This is a genomic window from Epilithonimonas arachidiradicis (assembly GCF_003610695.1).
GTDB lineage: Bacteria > Bacteroidota > Bacteroidia > Flavobacteriales > Weeksellaceae > Epilithonimonas > Epilithonimonas arachidiradicis.
Map to the genome: position 1 here is coordinate 204,924 of NZ_RAQH01000007.1, position 14,983 is coordinate 219,906.

15 protein-coding genes are annotated in these 14,983 nt (G+C 36.7%); 8 read left to right on the forward strand and 7 right to left on the reverse strand.

All coding sequences use genetic code 11. The features are described from left to right. Nucleotide 1: 1 nt before the first annotated feature. Nucleotides 2-649: a metal-dependent transcriptional regulator gene (locus BXY58_RS12385; RefSeq protein ID WP_120214172.1), complete on the reverse strand. Its 648-nt coding sequence runs from the start codon at nt 647-649 to the stop codon at nt 2-4. Nucleotides 650-886: 237 nt separating this feature from the next. On the opposite strand from BXY58_RS12385, the gene BXY58_RS12390 reads away from it, so the two are divergent. Continuing rightward, a complete protein-coding gene (locus tag BXY58_RS12390) occupies nt 887-1,918 on the forward strand; it encodes a threonine aldolase family protein (protein ID WP_120214173.1) in 1,032 nt (343 codons plus the stop codon). Between the two features lie 36 nt (nt 1,919-1,954). Here BXY58_RS12390 and lgt read toward each other — a convergent pair whose 3' ends face one another. Continuing rightward, nucleotides 1,955-2,788: a prolipoprotein diacylglyceryl transferase gene (gene lgt, locus BXY58_RS12395; RefSeq protein WP_120214194.1), complete on the reverse strand. Its 834-nt coding sequence runs from the start codon at nt 2,786-2,788 to the stop codon at nt 1,955-1,957. A gap of 453 nt (nt 2,789-3,241) precedes the next feature. Beyond that, nucleotides 3,242-3,478: a membrane protein insertion efficiency factor YidD gene (yidD, locus tag BXY58_RS12400; protein WP_120214174.1), complete on the reverse strand. Its 237-nt coding sequence runs from the start codon at nt 3,476-3,478 to the stop codon at nt 3,242-3,244. 216 nt (nt 3,479-3,694) lie between these two features. Between yidD and BXY58_RS12405 the strand changes: the two genes are divergently transcribed. After that, nucleotides 3,695-4,846 (forward strand): MFS transporter, encoded by a 1,152-nt coding sequence (locus tag BXY58_RS12405; RefSeq protein WP_120214175.1) that lies wholly within the window; start codon nt 3,695-3,697, stop codon nt 4,844-4,846. Here BXY58_RS12405 and BXY58_RS12410 read toward each other — a convergent pair. The 3 genes from BXY58_RS12410 to BXY58_RS12420 are packed head-to-tail and all read right to left on the reverse strand — an operon-like array spanning nt 4,839 to nt 7,499. Next, entirely contained in the window at nt 4,839-5,453 is a 615-nt protein-coding gene (locus BXY58_RS12410; RefSeq protein WP_120214176.1) for an alpha-ketoglutarate-dependent dioxygenase AlkB family protein, read from the reverse strand. The two genes, BXY58_RS12405 and BXY58_RS12410, sit on opposite strands and share 8 nt — an antisense overlap. Then, a complete protein-coding gene (locus tag BXY58_RS12415) occupies nt 5,453-5,908 on the reverse strand; it encodes a nuclear transport factor 2 family protein (RefSeq protein WP_120214177.1) in 456 nt (151 codons plus the stop codon). The genes BXY58_RS12410 and BXY58_RS12415 overlap by 1 nt, the downstream gene beginning before the upstream one ends. Before the next feature lie 10 nt (nt 5,909-5,918). Then, nucleotides 5,919-7,499 carry a Na+/H+ antiporter gene (locus BXY58_RS12420; protein ID WP_120214178.1) on the reverse strand — a complete coding sequence of 527 codons (1,581 nt, stop codon included), beginning with the start codon at nt 7,497-7,499 and terminating at the stop codon, nt 5,919-5,921. Between the two features lie 158 nt (nt 7,500-7,657). Here BXY58_RS12420 and hisS point away from each other — a divergent pair, with 158 nt between their 5' ends. Then, nucleotides 7,658-9,007, forward strand: a complete 1,350-nt coding sequence (gene hisS, locus BXY58_RS12425; protein ID WP_120214179.1) for a histidine--tRNA ligase — start codon at nt 7,658-7,660, stop codon at nt 9,005-9,007. A gap of 8 nt (nt 9,008-9,015) precedes the next feature. Here hisS and BXY58_RS12430 read toward each other — a convergent pair whose 3' ends face one another. After that, nucleotides 9,016-10,773 (reverse strand): helix-turn-helix domain-containing protein, encoded by a 1,758-nt coding sequence (locus BXY58_RS12430; RefSeq protein WP_170144233.1) that lies wholly within the window; start codon nt 10,771-10,773, stop codon nt 9,016-9,018. A gap of 294 nt (nt 10,774-11,067) precedes the next feature. Between BXY58_RS12430 and BXY58_RS12435 the strand changes: the two genes are divergently transcribed. The 5 genes from BXY58_RS12435 (at nt 11,068) to BXY58_RS12455 (ending at nt 14,807) form a co-directional block, all read left to right on the forward strand. Then, entirely contained in the window at nt 11,068-11,289 is a 222-nt protein-coding gene (locus tag BXY58_RS12435; protein WP_120214181.1) for a hypothetical protein, read from the forward strand. A gap of 147 nt (nt 11,290-11,436) precedes the next feature. Beyond that, nucleotides 11,437-12,249: a hypothetical protein gene (locus tag BXY58_RS12440; protein ID WP_120214182.1), complete on the forward strand. Its 813-nt coding sequence runs from the start codon at nt 11,437-11,439 to the stop codon at nt 12,247-12,249. A gap of 146 nt (nt 12,250-12,395) precedes the next feature. Beyond that, nucleotides 12,396-13,220 (forward strand): CvfB family protein, encoded by an 825-nt coding sequence (locus tag BXY58_RS12445; RefSeq protein WP_120214195.1) that lies wholly within the window; start codon nt 12,396-12,398, stop codon nt 13,218-13,220. Nucleotides 13,221-13,310: 90 nt separating this feature from the next. Further along, entirely contained in the window at nt 13,311-14,210 is a 900-nt protein-coding gene (locus tag BXY58_RS12450) for a TIGR01777 family oxidoreductase (protein WP_120214183.1), read from the forward strand. A gap of 48 nt (nt 14,211-14,258) precedes the next feature. Next, on the forward strand, nt 14,259-14,807 hold the full coding sequence (locus tag BXY58_RS12455; protein ID WP_120214184.1) for a DUF1003 domain-containing protein: 549 nt from the start codon (nt 14,259-14,261) through the stop codon (nt 14,805-14,807). The last annotated feature ends 176 nt before the right edge of the window (nt 14,808-14,983 follow it).

A 14,983-nucleotide genomic window follows, 5' to 3' on the forward strand; every position in this document is an offset into this window, starting at 1 on the left:
TTTATTTCACCAACAATCTATCACAAACCGTTTTACTAAAATTCTCTTCCTGACCGTTATAAGAAACCTTTATCGATTGGTCAAAATCTTCCTTTTGCAAAACCTTGATTTCAGTTCCAAGGCTAAGATTTCTTTTGTTAAGAAAATTCAAGAATTCCTCGGAAGAAGTCGTTACTGAAGCCAGTTCCACAGTTTCATTTTCTCTGCATTTACTCAACTTCTTCAAATCTGGCTGAATCACATTGCCATCTTTATCAGGAATCGGTTCACCGTGTGGGTCAATTTTCGGATAATTTAGGATTTCGTCCATTTTATCAAAGAAGATATCAGAATGGATGTGTTCCAATTGTTCCGCAATTTCATGGACATTTTCCCATCCGAAGCCCATTTTTTCTACCAAAAACATTTCGGTCAATCGATGTTTTCTTACAATGAGCGACGCTTCTTTTTTTCCAGATTCAGTCAGTTTGATAGGTTTGTACGACTCATATTTCACCCAATTTTTGTCCGCAAATTTCTTTATCATACTATTCACAGACGGCATTTTGATGTTAAGCTGTCGGCTCAAATCATTCACAGAAACTTCATCATTCTCATTCACAAGATGATAAAGCGCTTTCAGGTAATTTTCCTCAGTTAAAGAATTCATATTTCAAAGATAAGTAAAAGTTAGATGGAAGTCAATTTTAAACTAACAATTATTCGGGCGTGTCCCTTTGCTGTTTGCCTTTCACTAATTCCAACGTAGGCAAACAGCAAGCGGGCCGGTCTACGGGCAGTCGCTTTCCCGAAAAACCTTGCAAGGTTTTTCGGGAAGAGCTCCAACAATGCCCTTTGTCCTCACGCAAAAAGCGTAACTTTACAACTTTAAAAAGAAGCAGAAATAATGAAGAACTATTCTTTCAAAAACGATTATTCAGAAGGTTGTCATCCCCATATTTTAGAAACATTAATCAAAACCAATCTCGTTCAGCAAAATGGTTACGGTTACGATGATTATTCCGAAGAAGCCAGAAAATTAATCAAACAAAAAATGAATTATCCAAATGCTGATATTCATTTTGTAAGTGGTGGAACACAAGCCAATTTATTAGTTATTTCTTCAATTCTTCGTCCGCACGAGAGTGTTGTTTCTGCAGAAACGGGACATATTTTTACCAACGAAACCGGTGCAATAGAAGCAACCGGACACAAAGTTCACGGATTGGTTACGGAAGATGGAAAACTAAAGCCAGAACACATTCAATCGGTTTTGGATACGCATACCAACAAGCCTCATCAGGTCAAACAAAAACTAGTCTACATTTCCAATTCTACAGAAGTAGGAACGATTTACACCAAGAAAGAATTGCAGGAATTATCTGCGTTTTGCAAAGGCAATGATTTGTATCTTTTTATGGATGGCGCAAGATTAGGCCAGGCTTTGACTTCCGAAATCAATGATTTGACATTAGAAGATATTGCCAACTTAACGGACATATTTTATCTCGGTGGAACAAAAAATGGAGCACTTCTTGGCGAAGCAATTATCATCACTAACGACAAACTTAAAGAAGAATTCGGATTCCATATCAAGCAAAAAGGAGCGATGTTGGCGAAAGGCAGATTGTTGGGCATTCAGTTTTTGGAACTGATGAAAAATGATCTGTATTTTGATTTAGCAAAACATTCCAATGTTCAGGCAATGAAAATTAAGTTTGCTTTTCATAATAAAGGTTTCCAGTTTTTGTCTGATACATTTACCAACCAGATTTTTCCAATCCTAACCAATTCTCAAATTGAAAAATTATCGGAAAATTTTGATTTTTATGTATGGAAAAAGATAGATGAAGAAAATTCCGCAATCCGATTGATCACGTCTTGGGCCACTTCTGATGAGGTTGTGGAAGAATTTGTGAAAGAGATTCAATCATTATAAACAAAAAAACTCCCGACTTAATCGGGAGTTTCTATTTTATGCAGTTGCAGTTTCTTCTTTCGGAAGTTTGAATTTCTTAGAATAAATCATAATCAGGAAGCCTGCAATCATAAATGGAATGCTGAGAACCTGACCTGTATTGAGTCCGGCAAACTGAATGAATTCATCACCTTGTGGTTCCTTCAGGAATTCTACAAAGAATCTTACCGCCCACAGAATGATAAAGAACAATCCAAACAACCAGCCTTGCTGATACTTTTTGTCGGTTTTTCTATAAAGAAACCATAACAGAACGAACAAGCAGAAATAGCCCACCGCTTCAAACAGCTGACTCGGATAGCGCGGAATCGTCACACCATATTCGGAACTTTGTTGTGGAAAAAGAATAGCGAACGGAGAACTTGGGTCAACTGGTTTTCCGATGATTTCCGAATTAAAAAAGTTACCCATTCTCACAAATGCACCGCCCAATGCGACTACAATCCCAATCCTGTCATAAACCCAAAACGGATTTTTCTTGATGATTTTGAAACTGTAATATAATGTGGTGAAAATCAAAGCAATTGTAGCACCGTGACTGGCCAGACCGGAAAATCCTGTGAAATGCAATCCGCCTTTGGTACTGATCGGTAAGAAAACACTGAAAAAATCTTCTTTGAACAACTCTGGCTGATAAAATATAACGTGTCCCAATCTCGCACCAAGAATAGTTCCTACCAACGTCCAGGTAAAAAGCGGCTCAAGAAATTTCTCTTCCACGCCGTCAATCTTAAAAATTTTTGCCATAATGACATAACCAAGACCAAATGCAAAAATGAACATCAAGCTGTAGAAATGCAGCATTACCGGGCCAAGAGGAATACCTTTCATTGGGTCCCATATTTTGAATTGCGTTTCCAGTTCAGTATTATCAGTTGGCTTCAGAACTTTATCAGATTTCAGAAGATATTTGAAATTCTCTATATTTTTCTGCTCAAAAACAGGTTCCAACGGTTTGAAATTTTTGTCCAGAAACTGGAATTTATTGGTCTTAAAAGTCTCTAAAATATTCTGAATGCTCGCCAAATGTTCTGCAGATTCCGCTTTGATATTATCTTCATTCAGAATAATCAATTCGTTAGGAACATTTGAGGAAGATTCATTATAAAACTTATTACTGCTTTGTGTTGCGAAAATTTTTACGGGCAGCTTCTCTGTGGTATTGATTTTAAGTGTTCCGTCAGAAAGGCCATTGGAAGCACTTTGAGAAGAAAACAATTGGAAAATTCCTGCGAAAAGAATGAGATAAAATCTGCGAAAAATATTGTTCATTGATGAATTATTTTAATGTTGTTTTGGTGGAACAGGATCGTAACCTTCACCGCCCCACGGATGACAGCTACCGATTCTTTTGATTGCAAGCCAGCTACCCTTAAAAAGTCCGTGGACCTTCAGGGCTTCCAAGGTGTAATGCGAACAAGTAGGGTCGTACCGGCAGTTTTTCCCCAGCCAAGGTGAAATAGCAAGTTGATAAAACTTGATCAAAATTACAATCGGAAAAGTCAGAATCTTGTTCAGCATAATTTTTAGTAATACAAAAATAGCAGAAAAATCAAATACCGAATCAACTTTAACCAACAATAACATTTAATTTCAGGATTAGGTCGCTGTTTCGGCTGCGTGTATTCACTGTTTCAAACTATCTCAATATTAATTGATTTTAAACAAAAGTTTAATTTAATCTTATCTTAAAGTCAGAAATTTGAATTTCTAAGTGAAAATCAGGATTTTTGCAAAATGGATAAAAGGATTTTTCCGCTGGCATTGGGAGCATTAGGAATTGGAACTACAGAATTTGTGATTATGGGATTATTGCCCGATGTTGCAAAATCACTTAATATATCGATTCCGCAGGCCGGACATTTGATTTCGTCATATGCATTCGGCGTTGTTGTCGGAGCACCGGTTTTGATTGCTTATGCTGCTAAATTTCCACCAAAGAAAATTCTGGCATTCCTGATGATTGCCTTTGTGATTTTCAATGCATTGTCTGCATTGGTCAATGATTATTACACGATGATGATTGTCCGGTTTCTATCAGGACTTCCGCACGGTGCATTTTTCGGCGTCGGGACTGTGGTGGCAACAAGGCTTGCAAAACCAGGAAAACAGGCGCAAAGCATCGCAATGATGTTCACTGGGTTGACATTGGCTAACCTGGCAATGGTTCCGTTTGTCACCTGGCTTGGTCACCAGCTGAGCTGGCGTTACGCATTCGGTGTTGTTTCTGTTTTAGGACTTTTAACGTTGATTAGTTTAAAATTCCTTTTGCCTTATATGGACAGCCTGCGCACAACAACACTCAGAGACGAGCTGGAGTTTTTCAAATCTGCAAAAGCCTGGCACATCATCGCAATTACCGGAATCGGGTTTGGAGGTTTGTTTGCGTGGTTCAGCTATATCACACCTTTGATGACTAATGTTTCCAGATTCGAAACGGATTTTATCGCTTACATTATGGTTTTAGCCGGCGCCGGAATGGTAGTCGGGAATTTTCTTGGCGGTATAATGGCTGACAAAATGCGACCGGCTTTAGCTGCGGCAATTTTGCTTAGTGCGATGATTCTGGCTCTGATTGGTGTTTTCTTCTTTTCAGAAAACCAGTCGGTTTCATTGGTTCTGACTTTTGTCTGTGGTGCTTTATCTATGGCTGTGGGAACACCGGTTAATATTATAATGCTGCGTTCTGCCAAAAACTCGGAAATGATGGCGGCGGCTTTTATGCAGGCGGCGTTCAATGTGGGAAATTCACTAGGTGCTTTCTTTGGTGGTTTACCTTTGGAATTCGGTTTGTCATATAATTATCCTTCATTGGTTGGAGCTGGTTTAGCAGGAATGGGATTGTTGCTTTGTATCGCATTTATCAAAAAATATAAGCCGGTTATTTAGACTTATCAATTGTCCGGAAAGTCAGGCTGATTCTCGGTTTGATGATTTTTGTGGTCGTTGGTAATCTGTGAAGCCAGAATTTTTGTGTTGTATCTTTCATCATCAGCAGGCTTCCGTTTTCTAGAATCAATGAAACTAATTCTTTCGTGGTTTTATGTTTAAAATTGAATTTTCGCTCTGCACCAAAACTCACGGAACTAATTGCGCCATTATCTTTCAAATCCTTTTCGCCGTCACTGTGATAAGCCATTCCTTCGGATCCGTCGTGATAGAGATTCAGTAAACAGGAATTAAAAGTCTCGCCACTTACGTTTTCGATTTTCTCTTTGATTTCGAGAAGAGTTTTGTTCCAGGGCAACGCTGTTTTTGTTCTTCCGGAATAAGTATAACTGAATTCCTCATTACCGTACCAAGCCACTTTTCTTTTGGTTTCAATCAATTTTCCGAAGATGACTGCTTCATCACTTTTCCATTCAACTTCGGTCATTAATTTTTGAAAATAATCGTTCGCTTCTTCCTCAGAAAATATTTTTCCATAGTAAGAAGTTGTTCCATCGTAGGGCAGAATGTTTTCTATGATGTCGAATTGGTCGTCAAAAAGGCTCATTATTTCGTCTCGTCAAAATTATCGTAATAAGTAAAATCTTTGATGATTTTTCCATTCTCAATGGTGAAAATTGTACAAATCGGCAATTCAAATTTGGAATTATCCAGCGCAGTTCCTGTCGAAACAAATTCAACAATGACATTGTTATTGCCAGATATATAAATTGTTTTGATTTCGTCCTTCAAATCTGGAAACATTTGGTTGAGTTCCGAATATTTCCTGACGAATTCCTGCCGGCTTTGTTTTACAATTCCGATTCCGAAACTTGGATCTTTGAATTCTGCGTTTTCCACGTAAAGTTCAGAGAGCGCTTTCCATTGATGTTGGTTGAACAATTGAAAATATTTCTTTACGAATTGTTCATTTGTCGAATTGTCTTTCGAATCACAATTGTTGCAGGCAATTGTGATTACAGAAATAAATAATGCCGTTATCAGAATTTGAATGATTTTCATATTATATTTTTTAAATGCTCTTAATTCGTTCCTCTTCCAAATCAATCTGGTACAATTGCTGACGGATGATTTCCTCATCAATTTTCGGATCTTGATTCAGTTCTGTCAGATATTCTCTTTGGTTTTCAAGAAGTTCGTAAAATATTTCTTTCGATTCATTGCTCATCCAGCTGTCGTCATTCGCATTGATTTTTTCTTCCCAATGTTTCATAATCCTTTCAAATCCTGGATTTCCATTCAGACCGTTGTCATACTTAAATTTCAATTTGTCATAAATATGGTGTCGCAATCCGTGCTTGATTTTTCGCCTGGTTTCCAATTCGTCTTCCTCATTGTAAATTCCACCAAACAAACCCGTTCTTTGAATTAGCACAGGCAAGGTAAGCCCCTGAATTACCAAAGTCAATAAAATGACAATAAATGTGATGAATAAAATCAAATTTCTGTGCGGAAATGCCTCACCATTTAAAGTCACCGGAATAGCCAAAGCAGCAGCTAGTGAAACCACACCACGCATTCCTGTCCAACCGAGAAGTAATGGCATCAGATAACGTCTGCGTCTGGATGAAGCGTTAGGAATGACACTGGGACGGAAAATAATCGTCGCCACCAAAGCCGCATAAGCACTGATAATTCTGGCCAAAATCAAAACAGCTGTTACCAAAATGCTGTAACCAACTGCCGTTCTTACCTGAACACCTTCCGAACGTATGCCGTCTACAATCTCCGGAAGTTCCAATCCTATTAGCAAAAACACGATGCCGTTGAGAATGAAAACAAAACTTTCCCAAACGCTGTAACCTTTGATTCGGCTGGCACTGTTAAGAAAAATCAAACGTTTGGAGGACATATACAATCCGCCGGCAACTACCGCCAAAACGCCGGAACTATGTAATAATTCTGCAGCGAGATACATAAAATAAGGCTCAATCAATGTCAATGCGACATCAGAAGCAGGTTCTGTATCCAGTAACTTGTGAATCTGAACAAATAACCAGCCCAAAACCAATCCGATTCCAGCACCGCCGATGACCATCCATACAAAACTGGTAGCTGCTTCCTGCCAGATAAATTGTCCTGTTCCGACAGCAATCAGTGCAAATCGAAAAATAATTAATGATGAAGCATCGTTCAGGAGACTTTCGCCCTCAAGAATTGCTGATGTTGATTTTGGAATTTTGACGAATTTGGTAATAGCACCCGTACTTACAGCATCAGGAGGTGAGACAATTCCGCCCAAAAGAAATCCCAATCCGATGGTGAAGCCGGGAATAAAATGATTGGCGAAAATGGCCACTGACAATGCCGTGAAAAAAACGACTAAAAATGCGAAACTGCCGATGATTCGCCACCATTTTTTCATTTCTTTGAAAGAAATGCTCCAAGCTGCTTCGAACAATAAAGGTGGTAAAAAAATGAAAAAGATGAGGTCCGGGTCCACTCTCACCATTGGCAAACCGGGTACAAAACTGATTAACAAGCCGGCTACCACCAGCAGAATAGGATAGGCGATTCTCAGCTTATTGGCCAAAATGGTAAGCAACACAATGGCGGCAACCATAGCAAGCAAAAAAGGTAAAAGTGTATGCATCAATTATTGTTGTGTTTTTTAAATTCAAAATAATTCTTAAAAATATGAAAATGCCCGAATTTTTCCTATAAGTTATTTCTGATTTTAGAAACCTTTGTTTGATTATTCTTATTTTTGCAGTCGATTTATCATTTATCAATCATCATTTATTTTATATAATGAAGCCGAGCTTAGCAAAAGGAACAAGAGATTTTACTGCGAAAGAAGTTTCCAGAAGAAAATATATCATCAATACATTACAGAAGAATTTTGAATTATTTGGATTCCAGCCGTTGGAAACGCCAAGTTTTGAGAATCTTTCAACTTTGACAGGAAAATATGGCGAGGAAGGTGATCGATTGATTTTTAAAATCTTAAATTCCGGCGATTACGCTTCAAAAACCAATAATGATGACTGGACGAATAAAAATTCCCAGAAACTAATTTCCCAGATTTCCGAAAAAGCACTTCGTTATGATTTGACCGTTCCATTTGCTCGTTTTGTGGCAATGAATCACGGACAATTGGCTTTTCCTTTCAAACGTTATCAGATCCAGCCGGTTTGGAGAGCCGACAGACCCCAAAAAGGGAGATTCCGAGAGTTTTACCAGTGTGACGCAGATGTTGTGGGAAGTACAAGCCTTTGGCAGGAAGTGGAATTACTGCAGTTGTATTTTAAATCATTCCAGGATTTGAAATTATCGGTTTCAATTCACATTAACAATAGAAAAATCCTTTCCGGATTAGCAGATTATGCAGGCATTGCGGACAAGTTGATTGATTTTACTGTTGCGTTGGACAAGCTGGATAAAATTGGAAAAGAAGGCGTTGTAAAAGAAATGCAGGAAAAGGGAATTTCTGAAGAAGCGATTTCTAAACTGGATTTCCTCTTCAGCCAAACCAATGATGCTTTGGAAAACCTACTTAATCTGAAAGAAAAATTTGTCGGAAACGAAATTGGACTGAAAGGCGTTGAAGAATTAGAATTTGTTATTACCAATGCTTTGAATCTCGGCATCGATTCTCAAAATTTAGTTTTTGATATCACTTTAGCCCGAGGTCTGGATTATTATACCGGTGCTATTTTCGAAGTTAAAGCTGATGAAGTTGCAATGGGTTCTATCGGCGGCGGTGGACGTTATGATAATCTGACGGAAGTTTTTGGCGTTAAGGATATTCCGGGAATTGGGATTTCTTTTGGGTTGGACAGAATTTATCTTGTAATGGAAGAATTAGGCGTTTTTCCTGAGGATTCTGAGAATAATGTCAAATATCTTTTCGCCAACTATGGAGAAACCGAATCCATTGAAGCCTTGAAGCTTATTTCAGAGCTGAGACAAAAAAATATTGCTGCAGAACTCTATCCCGAAGCTTCCAAACTGAAAAAGCAATTCACTTATGCCGAGAAAAAAGGTATTGAGAATTTGGTTTTTCTAGGAGGCGAAGAAATTAAGAATCAATCGGTTACGGTTAAGAATTTACAAACCGGCGAACAGCAAACTCTGAAAATCGAAGAATTTCTAAATTAGTCTTTCAGCTAATTTTCGGAAACCAGACCATTCATACTTTCGAGAGTAGGATAGTTAAGATTATTTTCTATCTCTTTTTTCCTTTTGCGAATAAAATCTGTGGGTCTGATGCCATTGATTTCGAAAAATAGATCGGAGAAATTCTGTCTTGACGCGATGCCGCATTCTTTTGCCAAGGTATCGATCGTGTAATTGAGGTAGATATTCTTTTCGAACAATAGTCTGGTGATGTATCTGATTCTCAGATCGCCAAGATACTTATTGAAGTTCATTCCCTTGTATTCATTAATAACGTGCGACAGATAATTAGAATTAGTATCCAATTGGATCGCCAGTTTCTGAATTGTCAACCCTTTTTGAATAAAATGTTTTTTCTCTTCAAAAACCTTTAGTTTGTGCAGTAATTCTTCTTTTATTGCTTCTGCAATATGTGTCTTTTTATCATCATTGGTCTCGGAATGGGTTATTGGCGTTATAGTTTCCGGACGAACGTAGTTGTGGTTTTGCAGTTTTTCCTGTATCAGAAAATATTTCTGAAGAATATCTTTTTCTTTCTTGAATTTTTTATACAAAGTGAAAATCAGAAATACCGCTAAAGCTGTTAAAACACTAATGAAAACAGCGCTCCAAATATTTGCTTTTTCCAGTTTTCCTTTCTCTTCCAAAAGCGCATTGGTATCATACTCTCTGTGAACTTTTGGTGACAAGTATGCAAAATCCCGGGAAATAATGCTATCAGCTTTCAACAGTTGAGTAGTGTAGAACAATTGTTGTTTTGGATCATTTTTATCCTTATAATGATTGATCAAGATCTCGTAATTCTCTCTAAGCTCCGGTAAAATGAACTCTTGTTTTGTGAAAATGGAGTCAATTTTTTTGAAATTTAAAATCGCAAGATTCTCATTTTTCAATGCTAAATAACTTTTTCCGATGTAAAAATAATCAACAGATTCCCAGGCAAAATCGTCCTTCATCAGTTGAAGAGATTCTGTCAAGTAGTCAATTGCGGAATTATATTTACCATTCGAATACTCTGATAAGCCTTTGCTTTTCAGAAAATAACTTCTTTCGCGCGAAAAATCATTATTATTGAATGTCTTCAACAGACCAATATTGATGAGCGAGTCCGCCTTAGCAAAATCTTTTATATTCCTGTAGCAGATAATCATCTGATGTAAGCTATTAAGATAGCCTTTCTGATTGTTGAAAATCTTGTACTTATGAGATTTTGTATTATTAGCTTCTGTTTCAAAATAATTGACACATTCTTTGAACAATGCCAAAGCCTCCTCGTTATAACCCAAATAATTTTTTACGACACCTAGGTGGTACGATACTTTATTTGTAAGGTAAGGATCTCCTGTATTCTTAGAGTATTTATAAGCCATCAGATACTCATCCAATGCAGGCTTATATTTTTTCATTTTGGCGTAGTAGATACTGCCTTTAAGAATATAGGCGGTAGCTATCTTATCATCACTGGAAGTTTTGTAGGCCGCATCCAGACAGCTGTCGGCGTAGAGCAGTTTTTTGTTCCATGATTTGGAGTAATACGCAGCGTCTCTGTAAGCTTGGAATAATTCTTCTTGTTTCTTTTCTTTTTTCGCTTTTTTGATATACGGATCTAGAAAAGCAAAAGCGCGATTATCATTTTCTGAAAAACTTTCATAACCCTTTCTGTAACTTTCATAGGTCATTCCAGTCTTATCTTTTGAAAGAACAAACGTTGAGACAAATAAAATGATAATAGAGAAAAAGTTTTTCATCTGAAATTTTTTAATTATCATCATTTGTGTCCACAAAAATACGGAAATCCTAAATATTATTGATAATAATCTAATAAAAAAAGATTATGCATTAGGATAAAGTAATAATAGTGGTATTGTATTGATTTTCAAATGATTATTTTTGTCGCAATTTGTGAATTAGGACGTCATAATTTCAAAATCGAGACCGGTTTTTCTTTCGTGGTTCAAATTTAGAACATAATTTCGTCACAGATAATGAGAGGAACATTTAAAAACTAAGAATTAAAATTTTATAAAAAATTATTACATCATATGAAAAAATTCGTTTCAATTTTAGCAATTGCGTTTGTATCTTTAAATTTTGTGTCTTGCAGACAAGACGACGTTACTTCTGATATGGAAGTTACTTCTGCTAAAGAAAATCTAAGCTTAAGAAAAACTGAAGATACAGCAAAGACAGATACTGTTAAAGCAACACTTGCTACAAGACCAGTTGATCCAGATCCACCAGTTAAAGATACTACAAACTGGTAATTAATACAGAACAACATTCATTCTATACACAATTTTATCTGCCTCAATTTATTTAATTAGATTGAGGCAGATTCTGAAATAGAACCGACAAAATTTATAAAAAGGAGTAGTTATCTCTTTTGATTCTCAAATTTGTATCAATATATTATGAAAAAAATATATGTCGCTTTTTTTGCTTTGGTTTTAACTCTGGTTAAATCTCAAGTAGGGATCAATACTCCAAAACCGTTGGCCAACCTGGAAGTTCATACATCAAACTTATCAACTATTCCAGACGGAATTATCCCGCCGAGAATCTCTGCAGATTCTTTACAGTTAAAAGATCATTTGTATGGTCCTGCTCAGAATGGAGCTTTGATTTATATCACAAAACCCGTTTCTAAGTTTTCTAAAAAAACACAGGAGATTACAAGTTCGGGGTATTATGTGTACGATTCCGGATATACGCACCAGGACAAATCGAATGGAACTTGGAAAAAAATGTTCAGTGACCCAAACGCTTTTGCTGCCAGCAGCTTTTCTGGACTTCAATTTTCCAAAATTATGCTGGACTCTTCCGGATCTGGTTTTCAGTCCATACAATTTGACGACAGCGTGGAAAACAGGATTGGAAAAGAGTATCTCACAGATAATCAATATATTGTTCCGGAGACAGGATTGTATGTCATCAATTACTCTATAGCATTTGAAAATCCGGATCAAAAATTACAAAAACAGAGACCACGCATTGCAATTATGCGATCTTCCAAAGATGATAGTCGTAATATATTGGCTTCAAAGATGTTTGATGCTTTTTTTACAGCTGATGATAAAGTTTCTTTAGCTCAGCAAACCAGCATCAACCATATCTATCAGTTGACACAAGGTGAAAAACTAAACTTCGGACTGGTTACGGAAAATGATGATTTGTCATCCTTCGGTAACGTCTCTACAGAAATTTCAGTTTATAAAATAAGATAAGAGTATGTCTAGATTTAATCACTTAATTATAGTAAAGTTAGCAGGAATTGCCTTGTTGTTTTTGAGAATGTGTTTTGGTGACGAAATTTTCCGTAAAAAACCACATTAAAAAAGTTTGTCTTACTTTTGCAGGAAATTCGATTTCTATGAAGCCCGGACAAACTAATTCTCTTACCATTTCTGAAAAAATATCTTCTGGTTTTATCCTGAGGGATGAAAATCAGGAAAAAGCTTTTATCCAAAAAGTTTTTGCTGACGAATCCTGGGATATCGGAAAGGAAGTGGAAGTTTTTGTCTATCAGGAAGAAGGAAACCTGAAAGCTACAACAGAAAAAGCGAATGCAGAAATAGGAGAATTTGCGGTGATGACTTGCGTTCAGAGTCTGCCAAGCGGCGCTTTTATGGATTGGGGAATTATCAAAGACCTTTTTATTCCGTATAAACAACAAAAATCCAAGATTGTAGAAGGTAAACGCTATTTGGTTTATGTTTACATTGATGAGGCTACAGGATTGATTACCGGCACAACAAAATTCAAACGTAATCCGCAATACGACGAGCTTCCATTCAAAAATGGTGATAAAGTGAATCTGATTATGATGAACGAATCCGAATTGGGTTGGAATGTTGTCATTGAAAAAAAATACATCGGCTTGATCTACGCCTCAGACGTTTTCAAAAAACTATATCCTTTATCAGAAGAAACAGGTTACATCAAAACCATCCGTGAAGACGGGAAAATCGATGTGACGCTCCAGCCGCAAGGTTTTGAAAATGTTGATGAATTCAAACAAAAAGTTCTGGACAAACTCCAGGACAGCTACGGTTTACTTTATCTCTCGGATAAATCTTCTCCGGAAGAGATCAAAGATGAGTTGCAGATGAGCAAGAAAAACTTCAAAAAAGCGATCGGAAGTCTTTACAAAGATAAGATCATCGAGATTCTGGATGACAGAATCAGATTACTATAAACCTTATGTAAAATATCATTTTTCTAAAAATTAGCATCGATTAATTTTTCGTTGGAATCGTTTTTGTTTCTGCAGACGAAATAATAACTGATGAAAAAAATTCTTATCAGCGGTGCAACAGGATTGGTAGGTAAAAAGCTTTCCCGAAAATTGCATGAACGCGGCTACAAAGTTGAGATTCTTGTTCGTTCCAAATCAAAAAAAACAGACTTCAAATCCTATATTTGGGATTATGAAAATGGATTTTTAGAGGATGGCGCTTTAGACAATACTTATATTTTTATCCATTTGGCTGGAGCTCCGATCAGTAAACGCTGGACGAAAGCTTACAAAAAAGAAATCTATAAAAGCAGAGTGGATTCGGCACAGTTTATCTATGAAAAGATGTTGGAGAAAGATATTCATCCAGAAGCAGTAATCTCATCTTCAGCAGTAGGTTTTTACGGACAAATCACGTCGGAACATATTTTTTCGGAAGATAATTCGCCGGCAGAAGATTTTTTAGGAGGTGTCTGCAGAGATTGGGAACTGAAAGCTTTGCAGTTTGAAAATCTGGGAAGCAGAGTAGTCCGAATCCGGACCGCTACGGTTTTGTCAGAAAAAGGTGGCGCTTTGGAAGTTCTTAGAAAACCTGTTGACTTGAATATTGGTTCACCTCTAGGAACGGGAAAACAATATTTTCCCTGGATTCATATTGATGATTTGGTTAATATTTATTTCAAAGCCATAGAAGATGTTTCTATTAATGGTGCTTATAATGCTTCGGCTCCGGATTTTGTTACGAATGAAATTCTCACCAAAAAATTGGCTTCCCATCTTAATAAAAAATTATTCCTTCCTAACATTCCAAAATTTGTTATAAAAACTATTCTGGGTGAAATGTCAGTTTTGGCGTTAGAAGGAAGTAGGATTTCTTCCAGAAAAATCGAGAATTCTGGTTTTAATTTTAAATATAATAACTTAGATTTGGCGCTTTCTGATGTTCTTTAAAGAATTTGCTAATCGATATAAAAGCCTTATTTTTATCAAAATTTTTCAATGAGATTGACTGAAGAAAATCAAGAAAAACTTTCTGTTTTAGAAAAAATTGCCAACGGAATTATTTGGTGGGTGGGTTCTATCCAGTCATTGGTTTTTCATACGATATTTTTCATTGTTTGTTTTGCGTTGCCAATTTTCAATATTGTCGAATTTGAACATATGTTGTTGGTTCTCACAACGGTTGTTTCTTTGGAAGCGATTTATTTGGCCATTTTCATTCAGATGTCAGTGAACAAAAGTTCCGAGCATATTGAAGATCTGAAAGAAGACGTTAACGAAATCCAGGAAGATATTGATGAGATCCAGGAAGATATCGATGAGATCCAGGAAGACATTGAAGAGATCCAGGAAGACGTAGAAGAAATTCAGGAAGATGTTGAAGAAATCAGTGAAGATGAAGATGATGACGACCACAGTGAGCGCGCAAGAACTGTAATGCTGAAAAGCAAAGTCACCAATAATAAAAACGACATCAAAAACCTGAAAGATAAAATAAAAGAGTTGGAAGGCTTAATAGAAAGCCTTAAAAAAGAAGAAGAGCAATAATATCAGTTTGAGATTTCTAAACGTAATTTTTTGCTGTCAGTCTGAGGTTCTCGAAGACTCATAAACGCTAAATTTCCAATTGACACTCTCCCATAAAGTGTGTAAGTTAAAAAGTGAGGGCTTGGATTTTATAATCTGAGCCTTTCTTCAAAAATAAGCATAAATTGGTTGAGAAT